Annotated in this window: 1 protein-coding gene; it reads right to left on the bottom strand. The window is 53.9% G+C overall.

The genetic code is table 11. The annotated features are described in order from the left end of the window. Positions 1–230: hydroxymethylglutaryl-CoA lyase-like TIM-barrel protein (locus HBA93_RS23995; RefSeq protein WP_502910200.1), on the bottom strand; the 230-nt coding region annotated here is incomplete at both ends.

Raw genomic sequence — 230 nt, 5'->3', positions numbered from 1 at the left:
ACCTTCCAGTGCTTCAAATGTACGGGTGATCAACTCCGGACGGCACTGCACCAGCACCTGTAAATCCACATCATCCGGCACATTGCCCTGCTCAATGCACCAGCGACAGAAATCGAAATCTGTCTGGGAAGCCGAAGGAAAGCCGATTTCGATTTCCGGAAAGCCCATATCCAGCAACAGCTGGAACATGCGGGCTTTGCGGTCATGCCCCATCGGATCAATCAGCGCCT

Source organism: Ochrobactrum sp. SFR4, from assembly GCF_019730395.1.
Classification (GTDB): domain Bacteria; phylum Pseudomonadota; class Alphaproteobacteria; order Rhizobiales; family Rhizobiaceae; genus Pseudochrobactrum.
This window is presented reverse-complemented; position numbering and strand designations above follow the sequence as displayed.